The sequence below is a fragment of the Microbacterium cucumeris genome (assembly GCF_058349845.2).
This window is the reverse complement of the sequence record NZ_JBYRIZ020000002.1, coordinates 446,766-471,026: the sequence shown is the minus strand read 5'-3', so window position 1 is coordinate 471,026 and position 24,261 is coordinate 446,766. Positions and strand designations below refer to the sequence as shown.

At 71.2% G+C, this 24,261-nt stretch carries 20 protein-coding genes; 12 read left to right on the top strand and 8 right to left on the bottom strand.

Translation table 11 applies throughout. The features are described from left to right. Nucleotides 1–69: 69 nt before the first annotated feature. From AC3RXZ_RS08800 to AC3RXZ_RS08775, 6 genes are all read right to left on the bottom strand, one after another. A complete protein-coding gene (locus AC3RXZ_RS08800; protein WP_491493767.1) occupies nt 70–3,099 on the bottom strand; it encodes an alpha-mannosidase in 3,030 nt (1,009 codons plus the stop codon). Nucleotides 3,100–3,192: 93 nt separating this feature from the next. After that, nucleotides 3,193–4,440, bottom strand: coding sequence for an ROK family transcriptional regulator (locus AC3RXZ_RS08795; protein ID WP_491493766.1), 1,248 nt, complete (start codon nt 4,438–4,440; stop codon nt 3,193–3,195). Between the two features lie 268 nt (nt 4,441–4,708). Continuing rightward, nucleotides 4,709–5,716 (bottom strand): hypothetical protein, encoded by a 1,008-nt coding sequence (locus tag AC3RXZ_RS08790; protein WP_491493765.1) that lies wholly within the window; start codon nt 5,714–5,716, stop codon nt 4,709–4,711. Continuing rightward, nucleotides 5,713–6,948, bottom strand: a complete 1,236-nt coding sequence (locus AC3RXZ_RS08785; protein WP_491493764.1) for a sensor histidine kinase — start codon at nt 6,946–6,948, stop codon at nt 5,713–5,715. Before AC3RXZ_RS08785 ends, AC3RXZ_RS08790 begins: the two co-directional genes overlap by 4 nt. Continuing rightward, nucleotides 6,938–7,600 carry a response regulator gene (locus AC3RXZ_RS08780; RefSeq protein WP_491493763.1) on the bottom strand — a complete coding sequence of 221 codons (663 nt, stop codon included), beginning with the start codon at nt 7,598–7,600 and terminating at the stop codon, nt 6,938–6,940. Before AC3RXZ_RS08780 ends, AC3RXZ_RS08785 begins: the two co-directional genes overlap by 11 nt. Nucleotides 7,601–7,633: 33 nt before the next feature. Beyond that, nucleotides 7,634–8,917, bottom strand: coding sequence for a class I SAM-dependent RNA methyltransferase (locus AC3RXZ_RS08775; RefSeq protein WP_491493762.1), 1,284 nt, complete (start codon nt 8,915–8,917; stop codon nt 7,634–7,636). A 37-nt stretch (nt 8,918–8,954) separates the two neighbouring features. Between AC3RXZ_RS08775 and AC3RXZ_RS08770 the strand changes: the two genes are divergently transcribed. Both AC3RXZ_RS08770 and AC3RXZ_RS08765 read left to right on the top strand, forming a co-directional pair. Next, complete coding sequence (locus AC3RXZ_RS08770; protein ID WP_491493761.1) at nt 8,955–9,605, top strand: Maf family protein; 651 nt, start codon at nt 8,955–8,957, stop codon at nt 9,603–9,605. A gap of 78 nt (nt 9,606–9,683) precedes the next feature. Further along, complete coding sequence (locus AC3RXZ_RS08765; RefSeq protein ID WP_491493760.1) at nt 9,684–11,447, top strand: acetyl/propionyl/methylcrotonyl-CoA carboxylase subunit alpha; 1,764 nt, start codon at nt 9,684–9,686, stop codon at nt 11,445–11,447. A 64-nt stretch (nt 11,448–11,511) separates the two neighbouring features. Here the strand turns inward: AC3RXZ_RS08765 and AC3RXZ_RS08760 are convergent, their stop codons facing one another. Next, a complete protein-coding gene (locus AC3RXZ_RS08760) occupies nt 11,512–12,951 on the bottom strand; it encodes an NAD(P)H-quinone dehydrogenase (RefSeq protein WP_243232484.1) in 1,440 nt (479 codons plus the stop codon). 146 nt (nt 12,952–13,097) lie between these two features. Between AC3RXZ_RS08760 and AC3RXZ_RS08755 the strand changes: the two genes are divergently transcribed. From AC3RXZ_RS08755 to AC3RXZ_RS08740, 4 genes are read left to right on the top strand one after another with little or no spacing between them, the layout of a single operon-like run. Continuing rightward, nucleotides 13,098–13,931 (top strand): purine-nucleoside phosphorylase, encoded by an 834-nt coding sequence (locus tag AC3RXZ_RS08755; RefSeq protein WP_243232482.1) that lies wholly within the window; start codon nt 13,098–13,100, stop codon nt 13,929–13,931. After that, nucleotides 13,928–15,598, top strand: a complete 1,671-nt coding sequence (locus AC3RXZ_RS08750; RefSeq protein ID WP_491493759.1) for a phospho-sugar mutase — start codon at nt 13,928–13,930, stop codon at nt 15,596–15,598. The genes AC3RXZ_RS08755 and AC3RXZ_RS08750 overlap by 4 nt, the downstream gene beginning before the upstream one ends. A gap of 13 nt (nt 15,599–15,611) precedes the next feature. Then, on the top strand, nt 15,612–16,337 hold the full coding sequence (locus AC3RXZ_RS08745) for a TSUP family transporter (protein ID WP_243232477.1): 726 nt from the start codon (nt 15,612–15,614) through the stop codon (nt 16,335–16,337). A 19-nt stretch (nt 16,338–16,356) separates the two neighbouring features. Then, a complete protein-coding gene (locus AC3RXZ_RS08740) occupies nt 16,357–16,617 on the top strand; it encodes an HPr family phosphocarrier protein (RefSeq protein ID WP_243232474.1) in 261 nt (86 codons plus the stop codon). Nucleotides 16,618–16,623: 6 nt separating this feature from the next. On the opposite strand, the gene AC3RXZ_RS08735 is transcribed toward AC3RXZ_RS08740, so the two are convergent. Next, nucleotides 16,624–18,558 carry a BglG family transcription antiterminator gene (locus AC3RXZ_RS08735; protein WP_243232471.1) on the bottom strand — a complete coding sequence of 645 codons (1,935 nt, stop codon included), beginning with the start codon at nt 18,556–18,558 and terminating at the stop codon, nt 16,624–16,626. A 139-nt stretch (nt 18,559–18,697) separates the two neighbouring features. Here AC3RXZ_RS08735 and AC3RXZ_RS08730 point away from each other — a divergent pair, with 139 nt between their 5' ends. From AC3RXZ_RS08730 to AC3RXZ_RS08705, 6 genes are read left to right on the top strand one after another with little or no spacing between them, the layout of a single operon-like run. Then, complete coding sequence (locus tag AC3RXZ_RS08730) at nt 18,698–19,012, top strand: PTS sugar transporter subunit IIB (protein WP_491493758.1); 315 nt, start codon at nt 18,698–18,700, stop codon at nt 19,010–19,012. Next, nucleotides 19,009–19,290: an HPr family phosphocarrier protein gene (locus tag AC3RXZ_RS08725; RefSeq protein WP_243232465.1), complete on the top strand. Its 282-nt coding sequence runs from the start codon at nt 19,009–19,011 to the stop codon at nt 19,288–19,290. Before AC3RXZ_RS08730 ends, AC3RXZ_RS08725 begins: the two co-directional genes overlap by 4 nt. Then, on the top strand, nt 19,290–20,987 hold the full coding sequence (gene ptsP / locus AC3RXZ_RS08720) for a phosphoenolpyruvate--protein phosphotransferase (protein WP_491493757.1): 1,698 nt from the start codon (nt 19,290–19,292) through the stop codon (nt 20,985–20,987). Before AC3RXZ_RS08725 ends, ptsP begins: the two co-directional genes overlap by 1 nt. Further along, the gene (locus AC3RXZ_RS08715; protein ID WP_243232460.1) at nt 20,984–22,645 is read left to right on the top strand and encodes a PTS mannitol transporter subunit IIBC; all 1,662 of its coding nucleotides are present in this window, start codon (nt 20,984–20,986) and stop codon (nt 22,643–22,645) included. Before ptsP ends, AC3RXZ_RS08715 begins: the two co-directional genes overlap by 4 nt. Beyond that, entirely contained in the window at nt 22,645–23,079 is a 435-nt protein-coding gene (locus AC3RXZ_RS08710; protein ID WP_491493756.1) for a PTS mannitol transporter subunit IIA, read from the top strand. Before AC3RXZ_RS08715 ends, AC3RXZ_RS08710 begins: the two co-directional genes overlap by 1 nt. Then, nucleotides 23,076–24,254 (top strand): mannitol-1-phosphate 5-dehydrogenase, encoded by a 1,179-nt coding sequence (locus AC3RXZ_RS08705; protein WP_243232454.1) that lies wholly within the window; start codon nt 23,076–23,078, stop codon nt 24,252–24,254. The genes AC3RXZ_RS08710 and AC3RXZ_RS08705 overlap by 4 nt, the downstream gene beginning before the upstream one ends. Nucleotides 24,255–24,261 lie beyond the last annotated feature (7 nt).

The following is a 24,261-nucleotide window of genomic DNA, read 5'->3' as shown; positions in this document are numbered from 1 at the left end:
TGGCACGCTCAACGAGCGAAGAGCTGTGGCACGCTCAACGAGCAGGGGCCAGCGGGCACCGCACGGCGCTCAGCCGACGAGATGCGGCGAACGGAACCGCAACGTCACCAGCTGGAACGGGCGCAGCGAGAGCTCGACGGCATCCCGTCTCGAACCGGCCACGGCCGACGGCTCGACCTCACGCTCCAGCAGATCCGTCTCGACGACCGACGCGAAACCGAAGGACGGTGAGACTGTCGCGACCGCGCGCCCGCCGTGCGCCTCGTACAACCGCACGATCACGTCCCCGCTGCGATCCTCGGCCAGCTTGACCGCCTCGACGACGACGGCGTCCGAGGAGACGATGACGAGCGGATCGACCGCTCCCGCGCCCGACACCGCACGCGGAGGAACATTCAGTCGGTACCCCTCCCGCACGGCATCCGCGATGCCCGAGTCGGGACGGATGCTGACGCGGAAGGTGTGCTCGCCCTGATCCGCCTCCGGATCCGGGAACAGCGGCGCACGCAGCAGCGACAGGCGAACCGAGGTCGCCGTGCCGCCGCCCTCGCGCGGCACCCGCGTGATGTCGTGCCCGTAGGTCGCGTCGTTGGCGATCGCGACCCCGAACCCGGCCTCCCCCACGTGCACCCACCGATGCGCGACCGTCTCGAAGCGCGCCGCGTCCCACGAGGTGTTCGCATGCGTCGGCCTGTGCACATGACCGAACTGGATCTCGCTCGTGGCTCGATCCGCATGCACGTCCAGCGGGAAGGCCAGCTTGAGCAGCTTCTGCCGCTCGTGCCAGTCCACCACGGTCTCGATGTCCAGCGCTCGCGCCCCCGCCGCGAGCGTGAGGGTCTGCGTGATCCGCGATGCCCCCCATCCACGGACCACGCAGACGACAGCGGCGGTGGGATGCGGAACGACCTCGATCGACTCCACCGCCGTCACGTCGGCCCCGTGACGGCGATAGTGCTCATCGATGTCCCACGCATCCCACCGCGTCGGTGTGTCGCGATGCACGCTGAGGAGGTTCCCTTTGCCTCCTGGCGCGATCGCCTCACGGCCAGTCGCGCGGACGACGAGTGACGTCAGCAGACCCGAACCGTCCACGAGCACGCGCACGTGCTCGTTCGACAGCTCGAATCCGCTCGCCGTCCGCACGGCCGTTGCGGGTGCCGGATCACCCTCTCCCGCGACAGCGATCCCCGACGCCGCCGCTCCCTCCCACGCATAGGGTCCCGCATTCGCGACAAGCGGAGTCGCCCCCTCCCCGGCGACCACCCCCAGAGCTTGCGCGATGATGCGCTCCGTCGAGGCCAGCACCTCGGCGTAGCGACGTTCTGCCTCCCGGTGCACCCAGCCGATCGAGCTGCCGGGGAGGATGTCATGGAACTGCTGGAGCAGCACGGTCTCCCACGCCGCCTCCAGCTCGTCGTACGGGTACGCCGCACCGCGCAGCGCAGCCGCGGTCGCCCACAGCTCCGCCTCGCGCAACGCGTGCTCGCTGCGCCGATTTCCCCGCTTCGTTCGCGCCTGCGACGTGTACGTGCCGCGGTGGAACTCGAGGTAGAGCTCCCCCGTCCACACCGGCGGATCCCGATACTCGGCCTGAGCCGCCTCGAAGAAGCGCTCGGGAGACGACAGCTCCACGGTCGGCGACCCCTCGAGAGAGCGCAGCCGCGCGGCGGCCGCGAGCATCTCTCGGTTCGGACCGCCGCCTCCGTCGCCGTACCCGAACGGGACGAGCGACGTGTTCGCGAATCCCTTGTCGGCGAACTGCCGCTCCGCTCGCGCCAGTTCCGAACCGCTGAGCATCGCACTGTAGGTGTCGACCGGCGGGAAGTGCGTGAAGATCCGCGTGCCGTCCAGCCCCTCCCACCAGAACGTGTGGTGGGGCATCGTGTTGGTCTCGTTCCAGGACAGCTTCTGCGTCAGCATCCACGGCGAGCCCGCCGCCTTCGCGATCTGCGGCAGCGCCGCCGAATAACCGAACGAATCGGGAAGCCACACGTCCTGCGGCTCGACGCCGAACTCCTCCAGGAAGAACCTCTTGCCCCGCACGAACTGGCGTGCCAGCGCCTCACCGCCGGGAAGGTTCGTGTCCGACTCGACCCACATTCCCCCGGCCGGCACGAACCGCCCCGCTGCGACGGCCCGACGGATCCGCTCGTAGAGTTCGGGCTGGAAGCGCTTCATCCAGACGTATTGCTGCGCCGAGGACGCCGCGAACACGAAGTCCGGGTCCTCCTCCTGCAAGGACAGCACGTTCGAGAACGTCCGCGCGACCTTGCGCTGCGTCTCGCGCACCGGCCACAACCAGGCCGAGTCGATGTGGGCGTGGCCCACGGCATGCACGCGATGCGCGGACGCGGATGCCGGCAGACGCAGCGCCTCGGCGAGCGCGGCGCGCCCATCGGCGGCGGTTCCCGCCACGTCGTCCGGATCCATGACGTCGGCCATCCGCTCGAGCGCCCGCAGCACACCAGCGCGGCGCGGAGACTGCTCCGGCAACTGCCCCCACAGCCCCAGCAGGACCTCCGCGTCCTGCACCAGCTCCCAGACGGTCACGTCCCGCACGCCGACGTCGGCCTGGCGGAACACGTAGTGGGGGTCGTCTCCGGCGGTGTCCCACTCCCCCAGCGGCGTCGGACGGAAGTGCACGAAGCCCTCTCCGACGTCCGGATTGGCAGCCGCCTCGAGGTACAGCTCGAACGGCTCCCCCGGTGCCGCCTCGAGCGGCACATGCGCGTTGCGCGGCTCCACGGCCTTGATGATCGTCCCGTCCGGCCGGTACGCGGTCCCCTCGGCCTGGAAACCGGGCTGCGCCGCACTGAACCCGAGGTCGAAGACGAGCTCCGCGCTCTCACCGTCCGCCGTCTCGGGCGCCGTGCCGCTCACGCGCAGCCACATCGTCCCCCACGGTCGTCCCCACGCCTCGCCCACCGCGAAGGGACGGAACGTCTGCGCCACGGCCTCGGAGAACGGCACCGGCTCTCCGGGGGCATCCCAGCTCTCGAGCCTCAGCGGAAGGAACCGGCGGTAGACCGCGCCGCGGAGTCGCTCGTCGACGAAGCGGCGGACACGCGCTTCGACCAGGGCGGAGTTCTCGTGCATGGATCGACGGGCTCCCGAGGAGGGCTGACGAGGGATGCGCCAAATATTAAATCGACTGGAATAATCCTGTCAAGCGTTTCGGCGCGCGTGCTGTCACGCGGTGGCGCCGCCCTCCAGCAGCAGTGTGGAGGCGCGAGGCGACAGCACGTCCGCGAGGATCACGCAGGCGGCGCCGACCGCTCCCACGTCGTCGCCGACGACGGACCCCGCCACCGGCAGAGCCCGCACCGCCCTGGTCGCACTCTGCCGATCCAGCAGCACGGGCAGCTCCCGCAGGTGCACCCACGCGACTCGCTCCCAGAACGGGCCGCCCAGCACGACCCGGTCGACGTCGAGCATGTTCGTCAGCGCCGAGATGAGCACGGACAGGTGCTCGGCCGCGCGCACCAGTACTCCCAGAGCCGCGGCGTCTCCGCGCCGGGCCCGCTCGCACAGCTGCCCGAACCGCTCGTCGACCGACTCGGCGTCGCTGCCGACGCGATCGTCGGCGAGCACGCCCGCGCGCTCAGCGCGCTCGACGATCGCCTGGGGCGTGCACACGACCTCGACGCAGCCGCGCTTGCCGCACCCGCAGAGCGGACCGTCCGGGTCCACGATGATGTGCCCGACCTCCCCGACGTTGCGCGAGCGTCCGCGCACCACGTCGCCGTCGAGCACCAGCGCGGTGCCGATGCCGGTGCCGAGGTACACGAACAGCAGCGACACGTCCGGCGGATCGTCGCCGGTCCAGATCTCCGCGAACGCCGCAGCGGTGGTGTCCTTCTCCAGCGCCACGGGAAGCCCGACCGCATCGGCCAGCGCCGAGCGCAACGGCACCCGGTGCCACTGGTGCAGCTTCGGCGGGTCGATCACCGTTCCCCGTTCGGCATCCAACGGACCGGGCGCGGCGACGCCCACCCCGGCGATCGCGTCGCGGTCGACGCCGGAGCGCACGATGAGACCTTCGATCGCCTCCGCCATCGCAGCGATCACGTGCAGAGGATCGTTCGCCGGGGTGCGACGGATGCTGCGCGCGATCACCGCTCCGCTGAGATCCAGCAGGACGGTCGTCGTCACCGCTGGATCGAGGTGCACCCCCAGGGACAGCCGGCTGCGCGGGACGAGCCGCAGCGTGGTGCGCGGCTTGCCGGGACCGTTGATCGTGCGCCCCGCCTCCTCGATCAGCCCCTCGTCGAGCAGCCGGCGCGTGATGTTGGTGACGGTCTGGGCGGACAGCCCCGTGGCCTCGACGAGCTCGATGCGGCTGAAGCCCTCGCCGGAGCGGCGGATCGCCTCGAGGATGACGGACTGGTTGAAGTCGCCCATCCTCGGCAGGTTCGTCCCTCGCCGCAGCACGCTCATCGCTCCATCTTCACGCATCCGACGCCGATCGCGGGAGGTGAGGCGAGGAAATCCTTGTCCCCCGAAATACCTACAGACAGACTTCTTGCGGCCCGCAAGACTGTAGGGGACGCTACGCGTTCGGCCGGTCTCTCTGCCCCAGGGTAGGCAGACGCCGACCGGCCCACAGCGGACAGTTTTCGGGTAACTGGGCCGCACATGGCGAGGGGCGGGCGGCTTCGCCGCCCCTCGCCCTTCTCCTCACCTCGCCTCCGAAGTGAGCGTGGCTTCAGGTTGTCCGCTCCCGTGGGATCTCGTGCCAGAGGGCGACCGAGTCCTCGTCCGAAGAGTCCCCCGCTCCCGCCCTGCCCACGACGGTCACCGCGATCGCGGGGTCGTGCGCTGCGCGGATGATCACGCGTCCCGCCGTCGCCTCGGCGAGCACGACGGCCAGCTCGTCGCGGATCTCACCGCGTCGCGTCTCGGCGACGCCGTCCAGGCCGCCCTCGTCGAAGACGGTCACCGCCACCCCGCGCCGCCGGGCCGCCTCGATCGCGGCACGCACCGCGTCGTTGAGCAGGCTCGCCCCGCGCAGTTCGTCGCGCAGCCGCCCCTCGGCCAGACGGGCGCTCAGACGCTCCTCCTCCGTCAGCATTCCGTGCGCGGCGACCGTCCGGGACAGCACAGGCCCGGCGACCGCCAGGGCGAACTGCGTGCGCAGGCGGCGCTCCTTCTGCCGCACCTGCTGCGTGGCGTGCCAGGCGGAGACCGCCCGCTGGATGCCCGCGAGCCGTTCGGTGTCGGCCACGGCACGATCCCAGAACAGCACGAGCAGCTGCGCGACGACGACCCACATGATCGAGCCGACGAGGCCCAGCTCCAGCGCGACGAACACCCCGAGGAAGGACGAGGACGCGATGGCGAGCTCTCCCAGGACCACCCAGCCGATCACGTAGCGACGACGGACGATGCAGACCACGGCCAGCAGCCCCAGAGCACCGATGTACCAGGTCGCGAACGGTGCGGCGCGCATCCCGGGTTCGAACGCGATGCTGACGGACGCCGGGATCGCGAAGGCGGCGACGAGCGCGAGCACCCCCACCCACATGGGCATCCGGACCTCTCGCCCGGCATCCGCGAGAACCGCGATGACGACGACCGCCAGGTACCCGACGATGGCGGCGATCACGAGCAGCGGCTGCGCGGGCGTCTCGACCCACCACACGGCCCTGGCCGCGAAGTACACCGCGAAACCGAGGGCGAGACCGGTCGCCACAGCACGGACGGTGAGCCTCATTCGCGCTCCCAGCTCAGTTCCACCACGGTGCCGGACTCCCCCGACTCGATGCGCGCCGTCCCGGCCACGGCCGCCATGCGCGCCATGATCGACGCGCGGATGCCGAGGCGATCCGCGCCGACCGCGTCCGGATCGAACCCGGGCCCCGCGTCGCTGACGGTGACCGTGATCCCTTCGTCTCCGTGCGCCAGCGCGACGATGTGCAGGCCGCGCCCGCGCGCGTGGGCGACCGAGTTGCCGATCGCCTGCCTGGCTGCCAGCACCAGGGCCCGCGCGGCGCGACCGGGGATCAGTCCGACGCCGCCGTGCTCCTCGACCACGGCATCGGCCCCGGTCTCGGACAGGGCTCGTCGCAGCTCCGCCACGATCTGCGCAGAACCGACCGGGTCGTCGCTGCCCTCCTCGAGTACGGCGGCCTCGGTGTTCGCCAGGCGGGTGAGCGCCTCACGCGCCATCCCGACGGCGAGATCCCGTGCGCGCGGACTCTCGGCCCGCTCGGCAGCGATGAGCGCCGCCAGCACGCTGTCGTGCATGAGAGCCGCGACGGCCACGCGCTCCTCCTCGGCCGCCGCCGCGGCGGCCGCGTGCGCGTACGCGGCCACCGCACGACCGCGCACGTCGTCGACACCGGCGGCCACCGCGCGGAACATCCACCCCAGTGAGACCAGGACGAGTCCGAGGATGATCGTGAACGACACGTCGAAAGCGGTCGTGATCCAGAACTCGCGTTCGAAACCGCCCTGCATGAGCCGCACGAAACCGTACCCGAGCGGAACCCCGATCGCCCAGACGTACTGCATCCGCAGCGAGAACGCGAGCATCGCCGCCACGACGCCGACGTTCACCAGGAAGAAGATCCACGGCTGCTGCGTCGACGCATCGTCGGCGGGGTCGACCACGAACGGCCAGGCGATCAGCGCACCGACGTAGAGGAACGCGAAGGCCGCGGACGCCGCGCGCACACCGCGCCCGAGAACGCAGCACACGAGCATCGCCGACAGGGGCGCGAACACGACGAGGATCATCGCCACGTGCGCAGCATCCATCACCCCCACCCCGGACAGCGCCGCGAGCAGCGCCTGCGCGCCCGTCACGAGGGAACCGATGGCGACGACGGTCTGCAGGATGCGCTCCATGCGCTTGCCCGTGAAGCGCTCGAACTCGGTCTCCGCCGACCCCGGCGACGGGATCTGGGTCCAGGCGTCGCGGATGCTCAGCGGCTCAGCCGACACTCGCCGTTCCGTCCGCCGGGACGATGCCGTCCTCTATCGCGCGACGCAGCAGGTCCACCTTGGTCGGGGCGGGACGTCCGACCTCGACGTACTTCACCCGGACGCGGGTGATGTTCTCCTTCGCGGTCGAATAGGCGACGCCGAGACGCTCCGCCACGACCTTCAGAGGAAGACCCGTCGCATACAGCCGGAGCACCTCCCGCTCGCGGGAGGACAGCTGCGCATCGGCGAACTCGCGGTCGCCGTCGACGGCGCTGGCCCACTCGACGTTGTTAAGGGCCTCGCCGCGCGCGACCGTGCGGATCGCGTCCAGCACGTCGTCCAGCGCGGACGACTTGCTGATCACGCCGGCCGCTCCCGCCGCGAGCGCCTCCCGAACCGCGGCAGGCCGGTCGGCCACGCTGTGGATCACGACACTGGCGCCGTCGCCCACGAGAGCGGTCACGTTCTCGGTGACCGTCGTGCCATCACCCAGGGTCAGATCCAGCACCACGACGTCCGCGGGCGGGGCTGCGCTCGTACGGCGCCAGTCCAGATACGACCCGACCGTGCTCCCGGAGAACACCACGGTCTGCGAACGATCACGACCGCACGCGGCCTCGAGCCCGAGGCGGACGGACTCGTGATCATCGATGAGGGCGACCGTGCTCATCCCGTCAGCCTATCGATCAGCGCACCGACTCCGTCACCGCGACAGCAGCGCGACGACCTCGAAGTGATGCGTGTTCGGGAACAGATCGAGGGCGCGCAGCAGAGCGGGCTCCCATCCGTGCTCCCGGAAGGTGCCGAGATCGCGCGCCAGGGCGACCGGATCGCAGGCGACGTACACGACGGCGTCCGGTTCCAGCGCGGCGACAGCCTCCACGACCCCCCGCCCCGCTCCGGAGCGCGGCGGGTCGAGCACGACGGCACCCACCCTCGTCTGCGGATCCAGCAGAGCCGTCTCGGGGGCACGTCGCGAAGGACGACGGCCTCGCACGCGGCGTGTCTCGCGCACCGGTGCGCCCAGGAAGCGGTCGACGCGCGCGGTCACCGCGGTGACCTCGAGCGGTGCGAGGTTCCGCGCGGCGTGCTCCGTCGCGCGGCGATCGGACTCCACCGTGACGATGTCGCGCGCTCCCGAATCGGCGAGGCTCGCCGCGAACAGCCCGACGCCGCCGTAGAGGTCCAGGTGCGTCGCATCCGGATCGACCCGGCCGGCCAGCAGCGCGCGGACCACCTCGTCGAGGGCGGATGCCGCGCTGTGATGCACCTGCCAGAAGCCGGTCGCATCGACCGCGAACGACCGATCTCGCACCCGTTCGGTGAGCACCTCCGGTTCACCGCGCCGCGTCCCCTCGGGCAGCGGCAGCACGCGCACGTCGCCGTCGGCCGGCTCGACGAGCTCGATCCGCCCCGCGCGCGCCGCGCCGATCCGGGCGGCGGCCTCCGCGACCGCCGGGCGCGCCAGCGGATGCGATGAGACGGGGACGACCCGATGGCTGCGGGCCGCGAAGGGTCCGGCGACGCCGTCGTCGTCCACGTGCAGCGTCACCCGCGTCCGCCAGCCGGTGTCGTCGCCTTCGGCGAGGGCAGCCACCTCGGGCGCCTCGATGCCCGCTCCCGCGAAGCGGTCAAGGGCCTCGGCCAGAACCTGTCTCTTGAGCGCCCGCTGGTGGGCCGGCTCGATGTGACCGAGGTCGGCACCGCCGGGGCGCTGGGCGGGGTCGCGCGACACGTCCGCCTCCGGCCACACGTGCGCGCGCCGATGCGGGGACGCCTGGAGCACCTCGACCGTCTCCGCCCGCCAGAAGCGACGCGTGTCGGTCGCGCCATCCGACGGCGCGTCGCTCAGCCGCGCCCGCACGCGCTCCCCCGGCACGGCATCCGACACGAACACGACTCGTCCCTCGTGACGGGCGACGAAGGTGCCGCCGTGGGCGATTCCCGTGATGTCGAGGTCGAGCAGAGCGTCGCCGGAGGAGGTCATCTCCCCAGGATCCCACGCCGCAGGCTAGCGTGAGTGCATGCGCGTCTGCCTCGCCTCCACCTCTCCCGCTCGTCTCATGCTGCTGCGCCAGGCCGGCATCGAGCCGCTCACGATCGGCCCGGAGGTGGACGAGGACGCCGTGGCGGCGGCCGCGGCTCAGGCGCGCGGCGGAGACCTTCCGCCCGGCGAGCTGGTGCTGCTGCTGGCCAGGGCCAAGGCGGCCGATGTGGTGCGGCGTCTCGCGGCCGAGCATCCGGACTTCGACGGGCTCGTGATCGGCGGCGACTCGATGTTCGCGCTCGGCGGGCGCGTGTACGGCAAGCCCTACACGCCGGAGGAGGCGACTCGGCGCTGGCACGAGATGCGCGGCGAGACCGGCGTTCTGTACTCCGGCCATTCCGTGCACCGCGTGTCGCCCGGCACAGACCCGCAGGAGGCCACGGCGGTGGCCGAGGCATCCGTGTCTTTCGCCGCCGAGATCTCCGACGCGGAGATCGCGGCCTACGTCGCCTCCGGCGAGCCGCTGCACGTGGCCGGAGCGTTCACCGTGGACAGCCTGGGAGGCGCGTTCATCACGCGGGTGAACGGCGACCCGTCCACGGTGGTCGGCATGTCTCTGTCGACCCTGAGACGACTCGCCTCGGATCTCGGCGTGACCTGGACGGACCTCTGGACGGAGCGCTCGTAGGCTCTCCGACACGATCTCGGGATTTTCTTGTGGAGGGTCGTCAAAGGCGACGGCTTCGTTCTCGCTAGGCTGGCAGTCATGCCCATCGAGAAGGTGCTCATCGCCAACCGCGGAGAGATCGCCGTACGCATCATCCGCGCCGCTCGCGATTCGGGGATCTCCTCGGTCGCCGTCTACGCCGATCAGGACCGCGAGGCCCTGCACACCCGGCTCGCCGACGAGGCCTACGCCCTCGGCGGAGCGACGAGCGCCGAGACGTACCTGCAGATCGAGAAGATCCTCTCGATCGCCCGCCGCTCCGGCGCCGACGCCGTGCATCCCGGATACGGCTTCCTCGCCGAGAACGCCGAGTTCGCCCGCGCCGTCATCAACGCCGGCCTGATCTGGATCGGGCCGTCCCCCGAAGCGATCGAGGCGCTGGGCGACAAGGTCACCGCCCGGCACGTCGCCGAGAAGGTCGGGGCGCCGCTCGCCCCCGGCACCCCCGGCCCGGTCGGCGGAGCGGACGAGGTCGTCGCCTTCGCGCAGGAGCACGGTCTTCCGATCGCCATCAAGGCGGCGTACGGCGGCGGCGGCCGCGGCCTGAAGGTCGCCCGTGAACTGGACGAGGTCGCCGAGCTGTTCGAGTCCGCGACGCGCGAGGCCGTCGCGGCGTTCGGCCGCGGGGAGTGCTTCGTGGAGAAGTACCTCGACAAGCCCCGCCACGTCGAGACGCAGTGCCTGGCGGACGCCGCCGGCAACGTCGTCGTGATCTCGACGCGCGACTGCTCGCTGCAGCGCCGTCACCAGAAGCTCGTCGAGGAGGCCCCGGCGCCGTTCCTCACCGAGGAGCAGAACCGTCAGCTCTACGCGGCGTCCAAGGCCATCCTCAAGGAGGTCGGCTATGTCGGCGCCGGCACCTGCGAGTTCCTCATCGGCGCGGACGGCACGGTCTCGTTCCTCGAGGTGAACACGCGCCTGCAGGTCGAGCACCCGGTCTCCGAGGAGGTCACCGGCATCGACCTGGTCCGGGAGCAGTTCCGGATCGCCGCCGGCGGCACGATCGACTACGACGACCCGGCTCCGCAGGGGCACTCGTTCGAGTTCCGCATCAACGGCGAGGACCCGGGACGCGGCTTCCTCCCCCAGCCCGGTCCGATCCACGTGTTCAAGACCTTCGGCGGTCCCGGCATCCGCCTCGACTCCGGCGTCACCGCCGGCGACGCCGTCTCCGGCGCGTTCGACTCGCTGCTGGCGAAGATCATCGTGACCGGCAAGGACCGCGCCGAGGCGCTGGAGCGCGCGCGGCGCGCTCTGGATGAATTCGAGGTCGCGGGCCTTCCGACCGTCCTGCCGTTCCACCGCAAGGTCGTCCGCGACCCCGCCTTCACCGCCGAGGACGGCCGGTTCGGCGTGTACACGCGGTGGATCGAGACCGAGTTCGTCAACGACATCCCCGCCTGGGACGGAGAGCTCGAGGCTCCGGCAGCCGCAGCCGCGCGCCACACCGTGGTCGTCGAGGTCGCCGGCAAGCGTCTCGAGGTGAGCCTGCCCGACCGCGTGGCCGTCGCCGCCGGGACCGCCGGACGCCCCGCCGCCGTCCCCCCGTCCCGGCGCAGCCACGCCACCTCCGTCTCCGCCGGAGCATCCGGCGACGCCGTGAAGTCGCCCATGCAGGCGACCGTCGTCAAGGTCGCCGTCGAGGACGGTCAGCAGGTCGTCAAGGGCGATCTGGTCGTCGTTCTCGAGGCGATGAAGATGGAGCAGCCCCTTCAGGCGCACAAGGACGGCGTCATCGGCAACATCAACGCGGACGCCGGAGCCACCGTCTCGGCCGGGCACCAGCTGCTGACCATCAGCTGACGCGCACGTAGACGGGAAGGGCGCCTCACCGCGGTGAGGCGCCCTTCCCGTCTGTCCGGAGATGCTAGGAGATGTTGACGAGGTGCATCGCCCGTGAGGCATCCGTGATGCTCGACGACAGCGACGGGTACGCCGCGAACACGCGCGAGACCTGATCGACGGTGAGCCGCCGCTCCACCGCCACGGCGATGGGATAGATCAGCTCGGACGCCTTCGGCCCCACGATCACGCCGCCGATGACCGTCCCCGATCCCTTGCGGGCGATGAGTTTCACGAAACCGTCCTTGATGCCCATCATCTTCGCGCGCGGGTTCGCGGCGAGCGGGAGCTTGTAGACCATGCCGTCGGCGACGCCGTCCTCGACGTCCTTCTCGGAGTAGCCCACCGTCGCGATCTCCGGTGCCGTGAAGATGTTCGACGTGATCTTGATCTGCTCGAGCGGGATCACGATGTCGCCGAGCGCGTGGAAAACCGCCGTGCGTCCCTGCATCGAGGCGACGGAGGCCAGCGGGAAGAAGTTCGTGCAGTCGCCGACCGCGTAGATGTTCGGCACCGAGGTGCGTGCCACGCGGTTGACGCGGATGTGGCCGCCCTCGCTGAGCTCGACGCCGGCCTCCTCGAGACCGATGGATGCCGTGTTGGGGATCGACCCGACCGCCATGAGGCAGTGGCTTCCCTCGACAGTGCGCCCGTCGGACAGCGTCACGAGCACGCCGGAATCCGTCTTCTCCACCTTCTCGGCGCGCGCTTTGGAAAGCACCTGCATCCCGCCGCGCTTGAAGACCTTCTCCAGCACGCGTGCCGCGTCCTGGTCCTCGCCGGGAAGCACCTGCTCGCGGCTGGACACCAGCGTCACCTTCGCGCCGAGGTTCATGTACGCCGAGGCGAACTCCGCGCCGGTGACACCGGAGCCGACGACGACGAGGTGCTCAGGCAGCGCCTTCATGTCATAGAGCTGCGTCCACGTGAGGATGCGCTTGCCGTCGGGCCTGGCCGAATCCAGCTCGCGCGGCGACGCGCCGACGGCGACCACGATGGTGTCCGCCTCGACGCGGTCGAAGTCCGTGCCGTCCGGACCCGTCGCGACGATGATCGCGTTCGTGCCCTCGAGTCGTCCGTGCCCGGACAGGATGCGCACGCCGGCCTCGAGGAGCGACGAGCGCATGTCCTCGGACTGCTGCGCGGCGAGCGCGAGGAGTCGCTTGTTGACGGCGGCGAGATTGATCGCGATCTCGGGCTTGAGCGGCTTGCCGTGCTCCCCCTTCGCGAAGAACTGCACGCCGAGGTCGCTGGCCTCCGAGATCGCGACCGCGGCGTCCGCCGTCGCGATGAGGCTCTTGGAGGGCACGACGTCCGTCAGCACCGCCGACCCGCCGACGCCGACGCGCTCGACCAGGGTCACCTCGGCTCCGAGCTGGGCGGCGGCCAGAGCCGCCTCGTATCCGCCGGGGCCGCCGCCGAGGACGGCGACGCGCTGAGTGCGCTCGAAGGGAGTTGAGGACATGACCCTATTCTTCCTCACTCCGCACCCGAGCGCCGTCCGCCTTTCCCTGGGCAGTCCTCCTCACTCCGCACCCCGTGCCGCCGCTCTTCCCGGAGCATTCGTCCGCAATCCTGGCCCCGGTGCCATCCGCTTCCTAGAGTGGATCCATGACCGACATTCAGCACCACCCCCTCGACGACCCGAACGCGAACCCGTTCGAGGTCGCAGCCGCAGCGGCCGCAGACATCGCGCGCATCACCGGCGTCGAGAAGCACGACATCGCCCTCACCCTCGGCAGCGGCTGGGGGAAGGCCGCAGACCTGATCGGCGAGACCGTCGCCACGATCCCGGCCACCGAGGTCACCGGGTTCTCGAAGCCCGCTCTCGAGGGGCACGTCGGAACGCTGCGCTCGATCCGCACACCCGGCGGCAAGAACGTGCTCGTGATCGGCGCGCGCACGCACTACTACGAGGGGCACGGCGTGCGACGCGTCGTCCACAGCGTCCGCACCGCCGCCGCCACGGGCGCTTCGATCATGGTGCTCACCAACGGCGCGGGCGGTGTGCGCGAGACGTGGAAGCCCGGCCAGCCCGTCCTCATCAGCGACCACATCAACCTGACGGCGGACTCGCCGCTGGAGGGCGCGACCTTCATCGATCTCACCGACCTGTACGCGAAGCGGCTCCGCGACATCGCGCGCTCGGTCGACCCGACGCTCGACGAGGGCGTGTACACCCAGTTCCGCGGACCCCACTACGAGACCCCGGCCGAAGTGCAGATGGCGAAGCACATCGGCGGCCACATCGTCGGGATGTCGACCGCGCTCGAGGCGATCGCCGCTCGCGAGGCGGGCATGGAGATCCTCGGATTCTCCCTGATCACGAACCTCGCCGCGGGCATCCAGAAGACCCCGCTCAGTCATGCCGAGGTCATCGAGGCCGGTCGCGAGGCGGAGCCGGTGATCTCCGCCCTGCTGGCCAAGGTGGTCGAGGCGCTGTGAGCGACGCGCTGCTGACCACGGCGCGCGCCTGGCTGCGCCAGGATCCGGATGCCGAGACGAGGGACGAGCTCGCCGGTATCATCACGCTCGCCGCGGGCGGGAACCCCGCGGCTCTGGCCGACCTCGCCGATCGCTTCGGCGCACGCCTGGCGTTCGGCACCGCGGGTCTGCGCGGCGCTCTCGGAGCCGGGAGCAACCGGATGAACCGCGTGCTCGTGGCGCAGGCCGCTGCGGGCTTCGCGGCATACCTGCTCGAACGCGCCGGCGGCGCAGTTCCCACCGTCGTGATCGGCTACGACGGGCGCCGCAACTCGCGCCGGTTCGCGCAGGACTCCGCCGAGCTGTTCGCCGGCGCCGGACTCCGGGCGATCCTGCTGCCGAGGTTGCTGCCGACGCCCGTGCTCGCGTTCGCCGTGCGTCATCTCGGCGCCGATGCGGGCGTCATGGTGACCGCCAGCCACAACCCGCCGAACGACAACGGCTACAAGGTCTATCTCGGGGGCGCGGACCAGGGCTCGCAGATCGTGTCGCCCGCGGATGCCGAGATCGCACGGCACATCCAGCAGGTGGCCGACGCCGGGGACGTCGGGAGCCTTCCCCGTTCGGACGCCTACGAGATCGCGGACGAGCAGGTCGTCGAGGCGTACGTGGCCGCCACCGCCGCCGTCGCGCCCGCCGGAGAGGGCGCGCGCGGACTGCGGTGGGTGTACACCGCCATGCACGGGGTCGGATGGGAGACGGTCGAGAAGATCGTCACGGCAGCCGGATACCCGCGACCGACCGTCGTGCGTGCGCAGCAGCATCCCGATCCGACGTTCCGCACGGTCGCGTTCCCCAACCCCGAGGAACCGGGCGCGATGGATCTCGCGTTCGACATCGCCCGTTCGACCGGTGCCGAGCTCATCCTCGCCAACGACCCGGATGCGGACCGGCTCGCCGTCGCGATCCCCGACCCGGACGCCGACGGCGGCTGGCGGCGTCTCAGCGGGAACGAGGTCGGCCTTCTGCTCGGCGCCCGCGCGGCGCGCGCCGCCGAGGGGACGCCCGGGGCGGCACTGGCCTGCTCCCTCGTCTCCTCCCCCGGTCTCGGCGTGATCGCCGAACGGCACGGTCTGGGCTTCGCCGAGACGCTCACTGGGTTCAAGTGGATCTCCCGCGCGCCCGGCATCGTGTTCGGATACGAGGAGGCCCTCGGGTACCTGGTGAATCCCGGGACCGTGCGCGACAAGGACGGCATCTCGGCCGCCGTGGCGGTGCTCGGCCTCGCCGCGGAGGCACGGGAGCGCGGCGAGAGCCTCGCGACGCTGTTGGCCGAACTGGGCGAGACGTACGGCCACTTCGCCAGCGGGCAGGTCTCGGTGCGCGTCGAGGACCTCTCCGTCATCACGGCCGTGATGGCGTCCCTCCGGCAGGTGCCGCCGACCGCCGTCGGCGACGCTGCGGTCGCTTCCGCCGAGGATCTGCTGGTCGCAGCGCCCGGGCAGCCCGCCGGGGACGTGCTGCGCTACCGCCTCGCCGGAGGCGGTCGTGTCATCGTGCGCCCCAGCGGTACGGAGCCGAAGCTGAAGGTGTACATCGACGCGCAGGGGGACTCTACGGATGCCGCGACCGCAGCCGTTGCGACGATCGAGTCCGGCGTGCGCGCGCTGCTGGAGGAGCGTTCCTGAGCCGCACGTCCCGATGATCCTCCTGTTCGCCGGCGCGGCCGCGGCCGTGGCCGCCGTGATCCAGCGTCTCACCGGTCTCGCCTTCGTCCTGGTGCTCATCGGTCCGGCCGTCCTGATCTACGGCGCGGTCGAGGGCGTCACCGTGGCCGTGCTGCTCTCGGTCGTGGCGGCGCTCGTCGCCGTGCCCTCGGGCTGGCGACTGATCGACTGGCCGCGCACGCTCTGGCTGCTCGGCGCCGGGATCGCGGCTGCGCCGTTCGGAGTGCTCGTGACGCGTGTTCTTCCGGAGGCGGCACTGCTGCTCCTCATCGCGGGACTGGGGATCATCGCCCTGCTGACGCCGCGGTTCGGCGGTCCTGCCGCGGCCGTGCTGAAGGGTCGCAGGGGCGCGCTGTACGCCGGGGCGACGGCGGGGTTCCTGCACGCCTCCAGCGGGCTGTCCGGACCCGCTCTGGCGGCCTACGCGCTGGGCGACCGATGGGAGCAGCGGCGGTTCGCCGCGAGCGCCCAGGTGGTGTTCCTCGGATACGGCGCGGTGTCGGTGCTCCTGCGCGGCCTCCCCGCCGAGCCGGCCGGCGAGATGCTCGTCCTGAGCACCTGCACGGCGGTGGGCATCGTCGCCGGCGCCGCGTTGACCCGCGTCGTCCCGGTGCGGGTGGCACGCGCCATGATGCTGTCCTGCGCGTGGGCGGGGATCGCCGTCACCCTGGTCAGGGGCGTCCTCGCCCTGGCCGGGTGAGTGCGGATAGCATCGCTGCATGCCCCTGCGCCAGGTGACGATCAGCACGCTCGGCGGTGCGCACGCGCGGCCGGTCGCCGAGCTCGCCCGCCTCGCGATGGCGCACCCGGCTCCGGTCACGCTCGCGACCGCCACGGGGGCCGTGGTCGAGCTCGCCAGCATCCTCGCCGTCATGGACCTCGCGCTCACCGAGGGAGACGTGGTCGTGCTGGAGACGCCGGCATCGCCCGACGCCGACGCCGTCCTGGACGCGATGGCCGAGGTCCTCGCGCCGCGCTGACGCGCCTCAGCCGTCGATCACGGCGACGAGTTCATCGAGGAACGACTCGAAGGTCGTCCCGCGGCGCACCAGCCGCTGCACGCTCTCGCGCTCGCTGAAGACCTCGACGAGCTGCTCGAACACCGTCTGGAACGCGGCGCGATCGCTCTCGCTGAAGGCGGCGAGCGCGACCACCTGGACGCGTCCGTCCCCCCACGCCACCGAGCCGTCCGCCACGCCGATCGCGATCGCCGTCCGACGGGCCGTCATGTGCAGCGAGTGCGGCACGGCCAGGGCGTCGGTGAACGCCGTGGACGACATGCGCTCGCGCTGGACGGTCTTGTCGACGTAGTCCTGATCGATCAGCCCCGCCTGCACGAGGAGCCCTCCGAGCCGCCGGATGATCGCCTCGTCCCCGACGTCCTCGAGCGGGTGTACGAAAGCGCTGGCGTCCAGATAGCGGGCAAGTTCCGTCCGCAGGCGCGCGAGGCGCCGGGCTCGCCGCAGGCGCGCGGCGGCCTGCTGGACCCGCTCCACATCCGCCTCGCCGAGGAACGGCTGCACCCGCACGAACCGGTCGCCCCGCAGCCCCGGTTCGATCGTGGACAGCACGAGATCCGTGTCGAAGGCACGCCAGTCCGGGTCGACGGACGTGACGACGTGCGTGACCTCGATGGCCGAACCCAGCGAGCGATCGACGCTGGAGCGCAGCAGCTCGTGCAGCTCGTAGTACCCCGGGCAGACGATGGTGGCCGTCAGGATCGACTCGGACTTGCGACTGCGCTCCAGTCGTCCCCCGATGTGCATCGCGATGTACGCGATCTCGTCGTCGTTGACCGGAAGGTCGAGCCGGTCGTGCAGGCCGCTTGCGATCGACACGGCCACCTCGAAGATCATCGGGTACGAGGACTTCAACGACCGCGTCAGAGGATTGCGCGTCCAGGCCTGCTCCTTCGCGCGTCGCAGGAGGTTCTGCACGTGCAGGGCGAGCCGCAGCAGGAACGCGTCGTCGACCAGATCGACCTGGTAGTCGCCCGCCGCCCGCGCCACCTCGGCGCGCACGGCTTCCTCCACGACAGGATCCACTCCACTGCGCGCGAGGTCCGACCCGCTCCCCCGCCCCGGCGCGACGACCCGCGTCAGGACGAGCGTGGCCAGATGCGCGGCATCCCCCTCGCCGAGCCGGACGCCGAAGTGCTCGTGCGCGAGGCGCGTGATCTGCCCGCCCACGCGGCCGATCTCCCCCTGCGGGTCCCGCGCGGGTCCGGAGCCGGTCTCGGTCTCCAGCGCCCTGCCCGCCGCCACGCGGTCGGCTGCGATCGCGATGTGCAGCAGCACGTCCGAGATCGCCAGTTCGTTGACGAAGTATCCGAGCGCGCCCAGCTCCCGGACAAGCGCGATCTTGAAGGCCGCGACCGCCTCGGGCCCCACGACGTCACCCGCGAGCGCGTGCCGGATGCTCTCCGGGTGGAAGGATCCCGCATCCATCTCGTCGTGCGCGAGCCGGCTCAGCAGGCGTCGCTGCGCGGCCTCCGTCCCCCGCAGTCGGATCGTCTCGCGCTCGCGTTCCAGGACGAGTTCGGTGCCCTCCAGAAGAGCGCGCACGCGTGCGAGGTCGGACTCGACCGTCGCCTCGCTCACGTGCAGCCGGTCCGCCGTCTCGTAGAGGTCGACCCCGCCGGGCTCGTCCAGGAGCAGCCGGACCACGGCGTGCAGCCGATCCCGCGGCGCGGACTCGTCCGCTCGGGCGCGCAGCGCCGCGCGGGCGCCGGCCGCGGCGCGATACCCGGCCGGCCCGGATTCCACGGCGTCCGCCTCGTCGACCCTGGCGTTCAGCGCCGCGACGTACGAACGGACGCTGCGCGGCGTGACCCCCAGCTGGTCGGCGAGGCTCGCCGCCGTGGCCCAGCCGTCCTGGCGCAGCAGAACGGACAGGAGCTGGTCCTGGCGCTGACGCGTCATGGTCCCTCCGAATCCCGAGTGCGCTTCGTCGCCTCCCATGATGTCAGCAGGCGACGGGCGGCAGGACCCCGCCGTCGGTTCCGCGGGGGCGGAAAGAACCCTGGTGGTGCGGTTCTCAGCCGGTTCCCAGAATGGAGTCATGGCATCGAAGAGGATCCTCGTGGTGTGCGGGGCGGGTGCGTCGAGCACGTTCGTCGCACAGCGCCTGCAACGCGCGGCTTCGGTCGCAGGGCTCTCCTGGCAGGCATCCGCGGGTACCGAGACGTCCGTCTCGGCCCACGCCGCCGATCTCGTCCTCGTCGGGCCGCACCTGGCCGACCGGATGGATGCCGTCCGCGCAGCGGCGGGGTGCCCGGTCCTGCATCTGCCCGACGACGTCTTCGCCGACCGCGACGGGACGCGCACGCTCGCGCTCGCGCGGTCCGCCCTCACCGCCGAGAAAGGAACATCATGACCGCCGTCTCCCGTACCGTCCGCATCGGATCCTCGCACGGGCTGCACGCCCGACCGGCCAAGCTCTTCGCACAGGCCGCGAAGGATGCCGGCATCCCCGTCACGATCGCCAAGGATTCGGGCAAGCCCGTCAACGCCGCGAGCATCCTCGGCGTCATCGCGCTCGGCGTGGAGCACGGCGACTACGTCACGCTCACGGCCGACGGCGACGGCGCCGACGCGGTGCTGGACACCCTGTCCGAACTGCTCACGACGGATCACGACGAGGACCCGGCCTGATGGGCGTCCTGCGCGGTGTCGGGATCGGATCCGGCGTCGCCACCGGCCCGGTCGTCCGGATGGCGGAGCCCCTGCCCGCTCCGGAGAACGCCCCCAGCGGTGCCGGTGCGGATGCCGAGCGCGTCCGCGTGCGCGAGGCGATCGCCGCCGTCGCAGCCGAGCTGACCGCCAGGGCCGAAGCGGCAGGCGGCTCGGCACAGGAGGTCCTCGAGGCCCAGGCGATGATCGCCGAGGACCCGACCCTGCTCGACGAGGTGGATGCGCGCATCGACACCGGCAGCACCGCCGAGTGGGCCGTGCATGACGCGTTCGCCGGGTTCCGCGCGACCCTCGAGGCCGTGGGCGGGTACCTCGGGGAGCGCGCCGCCGACCTCGACGACATCGCGCAGCGCGTGCTCGCACGGCTGAGTGGAGTGCCGGCTCCCGGCATCCCGGACCCGGGTCACCCGTTCGTCCTCGTGGCGCGCGACCTGGCCCCGGCCGACACCGCGCTGCTGAACCTCGATCAGGTGCTGGCCCTGGTCACCTCGGACGGCGGTCCCACCTCGCACACGGCGATCCTCGCCAGGGAGAAGGGCATCGTCGCCGTTGTCGGGGTCGCCGAAGCCGCTCGGCTCGCAGACGGCGAGACGGTGATCGTGGACGCCGCGGCGAGCGCGGTCACGACGGATCCATCCGCCGACGAACGCACGCGCGCCGAGGAGCGGGCGTCCGCCCGGCTCAGCGCCGAGGCGCTGCCTCCCTCCCCCGGCGCCCTCGCCGACGGCACCCCGATCGCGCTGCTGGCGAACCTGGGCAAGCCGGCCGACGCGGCCGACGCGGTGGCGCGGGGCGCGGAGGGCGTCGGGCTCTTCCGCACCGAGTTCCTGTTCCTGTCGGCCTCGCAGGCGCCCACTGTCGCTCAGCAGCGAGAGGCGTACCGCGAGCTGCTCGCGGCGTTCGACGGCCGCAAGGTCGTCGTGCGGCTGCTGGACGCCGGGGCGGACAAGCCACTCGCCTTCCTCAACGACGCGCACGAGGAGAATCCGGCGCTCGGTCTGCGCGGACTGCGCGCGCTGCGCGCGAGCGAGGACATCCTGCGCGAACAGTTGACCGCCCTCGCCGAGGCGGATGCCGACACCGGCGCCGACCTCTGGGTCATGGCTCCCATGGTCACGACCGTCGAGGAGACCCGCTACTTCACCGACCTCGCCCGCGAGTACGGCCTCAGGACGGCCGGCGTCATGGTCGAGGTGCCGGCGAGCGCGCTGCTCGCGGATCGCGTCCTCGCCCACGCGGACTTCGCGTCGATCGGCACCAACGACCTGACCCAGTACACGATGGCCGCGGATCGGCTGCTCGGCTCGGTCGCGGATTTCCAGGACCCCTGGCACCCCGCCGTCCTCCGGCTGGTCGGCGAGGTCGGAGCCGCCGGGGCGCGCGCCGGCAAGCCGGTCGGCATCTGCGGCGAAGCCGCTGCCGACCCGCTGCTCGCCGTCGTCCTCGTCGGCCTCGGCGCGACCAGCCTGTCGATGGCTCCCGCCGCGCTGGCCGACGTCCGTCTCGCGCTCGCACAGCGCACTCTCGACGACGCGCGCCGCCTCGCCGAGATGGCGCTCACTGCCGACGACGCCGCCGGCGCTCGCGCCGCCGTCGCCGCGGCGGCCGAAGACCTCACCCCCCACCCGAACACACAGCAGAAAGAGACGACATCATGACGACGACGTCACCGACACCGAAGCAGAGCGGACTCCGCGTGGGCGTTCAGCGCTTCGGCACGTTCCTGTCCGGCATGATCATGCCGAACATCGCCGCCTTCATCGCCTGGGGCTTCATCACGATGCTCTTCATCGCGGTGGGCTGGTTGGGGTGGTGGACTCCTGTCGCACCACTGCTCGGAGGCTTCGGCGATGCTGACGCCATCAACTGGCCCGGTGCGATGACAGCCGTGGCGCTCGACGACAACGGCGATCCCTTCAACCAGTTCGTCGGACTCGTCGGTCCCTCGATCACCTATCTGCTGCCGCTGCTCATCGCCAACACGGGCGGTCGTATGGTCTACGGCGAACGCGGCGGCGTCGTCGCCTCGATCGCGACGATGGGCGTGATCGTCGGCACGAACATCCCGATGTTCCTGGGCGCGATGATCATGGGGCCGTTCGCGGCACTCATGACGAAGTGGATGGACAGGATCTGGGACGGCAAGATCAAGCCGGGCTTCGAGATGCTCATCAACAACTTCTCCGCCGGCATCCTGGGCATGCTCCTCGCGATCCTCGGATTCTTCGTGTTCGGTCCGGCCATCCTGTGGGTCAGCGACGTCCTCGGATTGGCGGTCGGATGGCTCGTCGCCTACAACCTCCTTCCGCTCGTGTCGATCATCGTCGAGCCGGCCAAGGTGCTGTTCCTGAACAACGCCATCAATCACGGCGTGTTCACACCCCTCGGGATCGAGCAGGCTCAGGAGACCGGCAAGTCGATCCTGTTCCTCATCGAGGCCAACCCTGGTCCGGGCATCGGACTGCTCCTCGCCTTCACGTTCTTCGGCATCGGCGCGGCGAAGGCCTCGGCGCCCGGAGCCGCGATCATCCAGTTCTTCGGCGGCATCCACGAGATCTACTTCCCGTATGCGCTGAGCAAGCCGATGACGATCCTCGCCCTGATCGCCGGCGGCGCCACGGGCGTCACCACGAACATGATCCTCGGCGGCGGCCTCGCCTTCCCGGCGGCTCCCGGCAGCATCATCGCCGTCACCGCCGCAGCGGTCAGCCCCGCTGCTGGCGGCGTCGCGAACCTCCTCGTGGTGTACCTGTCCGTCCTCCTGGCTGCGACCGTGACGTTCCTCATCACCGCCGTCATCCTGCGCGCCTCGCGCAAGCGCGACCTGCTCGCCGAGGCGGACACCTTCGGAGCCGCGATCGCGCAGACCGAGGCGAACAAGGGCCGCAAGTCCGCCGCCATGGACGCCCTGCGGGTCAGCGGCGATGCCGCGTCCGTCGCCGCGGCCGAGGAGGTCGTGGACAAGCTGGAGACCCAGGCTGAGACGGGCGGTGCCGCCGACGGCGGCACCGTGACCACGCGCACGATCACCGACATCGTGTTCGCGTGCGACGCCGGCATGGGCTCGTCCGCCATGGGAGCGAGCGTGCTGCGCAACAAGTTCAAGAAGGCCGGCATCGACGGCATCACCGTGGTCAACCAGGCCATCGCGAACCTCGACGGCACCGCCGACGTCGTGATCACCCAGCAGCAGCTGACCGATCGCGCGCAGGCCAAGTCCCCCGAGTCGATCCACATCTCCGTGGACAACTTCATGAACTCGCCGAAGTACGACGAGGTCGTGGAGATGGTCCGCGACCAGCGAAAGGAATCATGATGGGCGTTCTCACCCCGGAGCGTGTCCGCATCCACGCCGGCACGGCTACCCAGGACGCGGCCCTCCATGAGGCGACCGACCTGCTCGTGGCGGCGGGAGCCGTGACCCCCGCCTATCTCGACGCGATGCGTCAGCGCGAGCAGACCGTGTCGACGTTCATGGGCAACGGCCTGGCGATCCCGCACGGCACCAATGACGCGAAGGACGCGATCCTGGCGTCGGCGCTGTCGGTCGTGCGCTACGACGGCGGGGTCGACTGGGCCGGGGACCCGGTCACGTTCGTGATCGGGATCGCCGGCGTCGGCGACGAGCACCTGGAGATCCTGTCCCGCATCGCGATCCTGTTCTCGGAGGAGGACGACGTCGCCCGGCTCTCGGCCGCGCAGACGCCGGAGGATCTGTACGCGCTGCTGGCGGAGGTGAACGAGGAATGAGCACCGCCGTCCACTTCGGCGCCGGCAACATCGGGCGCGGCTTCGTGGGGCTGCTGCTGCACGAGGGCGGGTACGAGGTCGTCTTCTCGGACGTCGCCGAGGCCCTCGTGGACGCCTTGAACGCGGCCGACCGATACACCGTCCGCGAGGCCGGTCCCGGCGGTGTCAACCGGATCGTGACCGGATTCCGAGCTGTCAACAGCCGGACGGACCCGGAATCCGTCATCGCCGCGGTGGCGACCGCCGACGTCGTCACGTGCGCCGTCGGTCCCACGGTGCTGCGCTTCATCGCCCCCGTGATCCTCGAGGGACTGCGAAGACGATCGCCGGATGCCGCGCCGCTGGCCGTGATGGCCTGCGAGAACGCGATCGGGGCGACCGACCAGCTGCGCGGCGAGATCGAACGCCTCGCCGAAGAGGCCGGAGAGGACCCCGCCGCGATCACGGCCCGCGCGGCGTTCGCGAACACGGCCGTGGACCGTATCGTCCCGGCGCAGCCGGAGGGCGCCGGGATCGATGTGACGGTCGAGCCGTACTTCGAGTGGGCGATCGAGGCGGGTCCCTTCGGCGCGGATCGGCCGAGCATCCCTGGCGCGCATTTCGTCGACGACCTCGCTCCTTACATCGAGCGCAAGCTGTTCACGGTGAACACGGGGCACGCCGCCACGGCATACCTCGGTGCGCTGGCCGGCCACGAGCGGATCTCGGACGCCCTCACGGATCCCGCGGTCTCCTCGGCCGTCGGCGAGGCGCTCGAGGAGACCTCGGCCATGCTCTCCGCCGTGCACGGGCTCGATCCGACCGAGCTCGCCGCGTACCGCGCGACGATCCTGGACCGCTTCCGCAACCCCGAACTCATCGACACGGTGCAGCGCGTGGGACGCCAGCCGCTGCGCAAGCTGTCCCGGAACGAACGGTTCATCGGACCGGCCGCCGCCGCGGCGGAGCGTGGTCTGGCCACGGGCGCCCTCGTCGCCGCCGTCGCTGCGGCGCTGGCCTTCGAGGATCCCGAGGACGAGCAGTCCGTCGAGCTGCAGCGGCGACTGGCCGAAGAGGACCCGGAGGCCTTCACGACGTCCGTCACCGGGCTAGAGCCAGGGCATCCGCTCTTCCAGGCCGTGCGCGACGCAGTCGCGGCACGGCAGCGCGGCATCCGCACTGGACCGGGCCGATAGCGTAGGA